The following is a 2,708-nucleotide window of genomic DNA, read 5'->3' on the forward strand; positions in this document are numbered from 1 at the left end:
CATGGGCCAGTTCGCAGGCTCGCATGAGGAATTCGATTACTTCCTGGTGCCCACGGTCGGCGAGAAAAAGCAGCAGGCCGACACCATCAATACGATCAAGACGCTGGCCGCGCTGGGCGTACCGGCCAAGAAAATCTTGATCGTGTTCAACAAGGTTGAGATCGATGACGCTGACGATCTGCCGCACACCTTCGCGGCTCTGTTCGGCTTCCATGAGCTGGAGAAGAAATTCACCCTCAAGCGTGATGCGGTGATTTATTCGAACGAAGTGTTCGAGCGCCTGCGTGCGCTGAAAAAGAACATCGCCGAGGTGGTACAGGACACCACGCCATACCGAGAAATGTTGCGCGAGGCGAAGACCGTGCAAGACAAGGAACACGCCGTGCGGATGATCTCGGTTCAGCGCCTGGCCAAGTCGGCCTGGCAGAACCTCGATGACGTGTACGCGGTGCTGTTCGGCAAAGGGAAGTAACTGCGATGGCCAAGGATCCGACAACCGCCCGCGAAGCGTTGGCGGGCCAGATGCTCGAAGACATTGACGCCCTGGTGCGCCGCCTGGAAGAAGTAGACGGCGAACTGCGGGAGAAGATCGCGAGCGCGATCAAGGATGCAGCGGGCAAGGCCTTGCTGCAGACGCAAATGAACTTCGAGTCGATGATGGAAACCCAGCAAGCGGCACTGCTCCAAGCAGGCCGCGAAGCGGCGGCGCGGATTGGTAACGAGCTGAACCGGAGCACAGCTCCGGTGCTACTCGCTGCCGGTGGCCTGCGTCGTCGGCTGGTGGCCATCGCGCTGACGGCCTTGATAGCGGCAGTGGTGGCCGGTGCGGTTGGCGGCTTCCTCGGCTTCCGATTCGCCTTGGCGATGTGAGGGGGTTCGGCCCCCTTTTTTGGGATTTATCCTGTATCGTACGATACAGGATAAACTTTGCAGATGACCCATGACCTTCCCCCGCTGGTGGACAGGCTGGGGGGAATTCTCGCGTGCGAGAAAAGGAGGACACATGACAGCAACTGCGAGCCAAGAGCTTTACGAGGAAATTGAAGGCGCCTATGCGTACTTCAATGAGGTGCTTTTCCGTGGCCAGCTCCCTGGCTGCTTGTTTACGCTCCAGCGTAAAAGCAACACGTTCGGCTATTACTCCGAGTCGCGTTTCCTTCGCCGGAACGGCGATGGAAAAAGCGATGAGATCGCGCTGAATCCGGCGTATTTTGCACACCGCCGAGTTCAGCAAACGCTTTCGACGTTGGTACATGAGCAAGTCCACCAATGGCAGGCTCATCACGGCAAGCGTTCGCGGGCCGGTTATCACAATGCCGAATGGGCTGACAAAATGGAGGCAGTCGGTTTGATGCCATCCAGTACCGGCGAGCCTGGCGGCAAGCGCCATGGCCAGCAGATGACGCATTACATCATCGAAGGCGGGCCGTTTGATGTGGCCTGCAATGAGTTGATCGAGCAGGGCCGCATGTTGTCCTGGATCGACGTGGTGACTAAGCGCGTGCCTATGTCAGCGGTATTGCTCTACGGGCCTGGCGGCGAACCGGTTCCCGGGATGCCCGAAGATCCGACGATTGATATTCCCGCGTTGACCTCGGCGGGGTTGCTGCAGCCAGATCCTGGAAAAGAAGATCCGAAGAACAAACGCAAGTACACCTGCCCGAGCTGCCACCTCAATTTGTGGGGCAAGCCTGGTCTGAGTGGGCGCATTGAATGCGTCGAATGCAAAGTCCAGTTCGTTGACTCGAAAGAGCTGGTCGAAGTCCCGCCCGAGGCGGTGGCCTAAACTGAATCGGTCAATGTGTTCACAACCAACGTGTAGTACTGAAAGGAATCCACACGACATGGCCGATATCGAGAACCCCTCTGAACAGCTTGAAGCGAGTATTACCGAGTTGAAGGCGCAGTATCAGCAGTTGCAGGACGAGTACGACGATGAAGTTCTTTTGTGTACCGGCCTGCTGCGCGCCCTAGTCAATGCCGACTATGGCTTCTGCGAGACGCTGGTGAAGCAGGCCAACTGCTCAGCTGAGCGCAAGGCCGACGCACTGCGGTACATCGCCGATGCACGTGCTGGCTACGACTGAGCAGATTAGCGGTTATAGCTTGCGCAATGGTCGGTACTTCCCGTCTTCCAGCCTTCGGCTCCGTCGCCAGACGTAATCGCCGGTCAGGTTGATATGCTCCCAGCCCAGCGGCGACAGGTACTGATACAGGTCGGTATTCACAGATCCTGATCGCGGCTGTTGCATCGCCCGGGCGGGCCCGGGCCAACTGCGATTCCCCTGTATCGTACGTTACAAATTCCGGGTACGGCTCGCCCTGTCGCAAAGCAAGCGGAGCGCGCAGCCCGGCACGGGCGAAGGCGTGAGGATGGAAGCCCGAAGGGCCAAGACCCGGCGCGCTCTTGGCCGGGGCTTGGTTCACGACAGCCGGTGAGGCGAAGCCGAGCACGCCCGGGGTATGCGGTGGCCACCACCCAACAGTGGCCACAAAAAACCCGCCGAAGCGGGTTTGATGGTTTCAACACCTGCAGCACGTTGAAATCTGACGCTGCTGCAGGGCAGTAATACCGCAGATTTCAAGCAGACGCAGGGCGTTGCTTGCATTGGAAGCAAGTGCAGGCCATGCCTTCACTTTTGAGCTGAGCGCCTTTCGCGTAAGCCTTGGTATACACCTGGTAGCTGATCCGGTTTTCGGTGTAGATC

General features: G+C 58.5%; 5 protein-coding genes. 4 read left to right on the plus strand and 1 reads right to left on the minus strand.

The features are described 5' to 3' along the window. The 4 genes from H7698_RS30960 to H7698_RS30975 all read left to right on the plus strand — a co-directional run. A partial coding sequence (locus H7698_RS30960) for a plasmid stabilization protein (RefSeq protein ID WP_194693880.1) occupies window positions 1-472 on the plus strand: 472 nt, incomplete at its 5' end. A gap of 5 nt (window positions 473-477) precedes the next feature. Further along, window positions 478-870 carry a hypothetical protein gene (locus H7698_RS30965; protein WP_194693881.1) on the plus strand — a complete coding sequence of 131 codons (393 nt, stop codon included), beginning with the start codon at window positions 478-480 and terminating at the stop codon, window positions 868-870. Window positions 871-940: 70 nt separating this feature from the next. Further along, window positions 941-1,786 carry a SprT-like domain-containing protein gene (locus tag H7698_RS30970; protein ID WP_235992996.1) on the plus strand — a complete coding sequence of 282 codons (846 nt, stop codon included), beginning with the start codon at window positions 941-943 and terminating at the stop codon, window positions 1,784-1,786. A gap of 58 nt (window positions 1,787-1,844) precedes the next feature. Further along, window positions 1,845-2,087, plus strand: a complete 243-nt coding sequence (locus H7698_RS30975; protein WP_138962800.1) for a hypothetical protein — start codon at window positions 1,845-1,847, stop codon at window positions 2,085-2,087. A 12-nt stretch (window positions 2,088-2,099) separates the two neighbouring features. Here the strand turns inward: H7698_RS30975 and H7698_RS31575 are convergent, their stop codons facing one another. Continuing rightward, window positions 2,100-2,228 (minus strand): hypothetical protein, encoded by a 129-nt coding sequence (locus tag H7698_RS31575; RefSeq protein WP_328803788.1) that lies wholly within the window; start codon window positions 2,226-2,228, stop codon window positions 2,100-2,102. Window positions 2,229-2,708: the final 480 nt, after the last annotated feature.

The organism is Pseudomonas sp. p50(2008), assembly GCF_015351605.1.
Taxonomy (GTDB): Bacteria; Pseudomonadota; Gammaproteobacteria; order Pseudomonadales; family Pseudomonadaceae; genus Aquipseudomonas.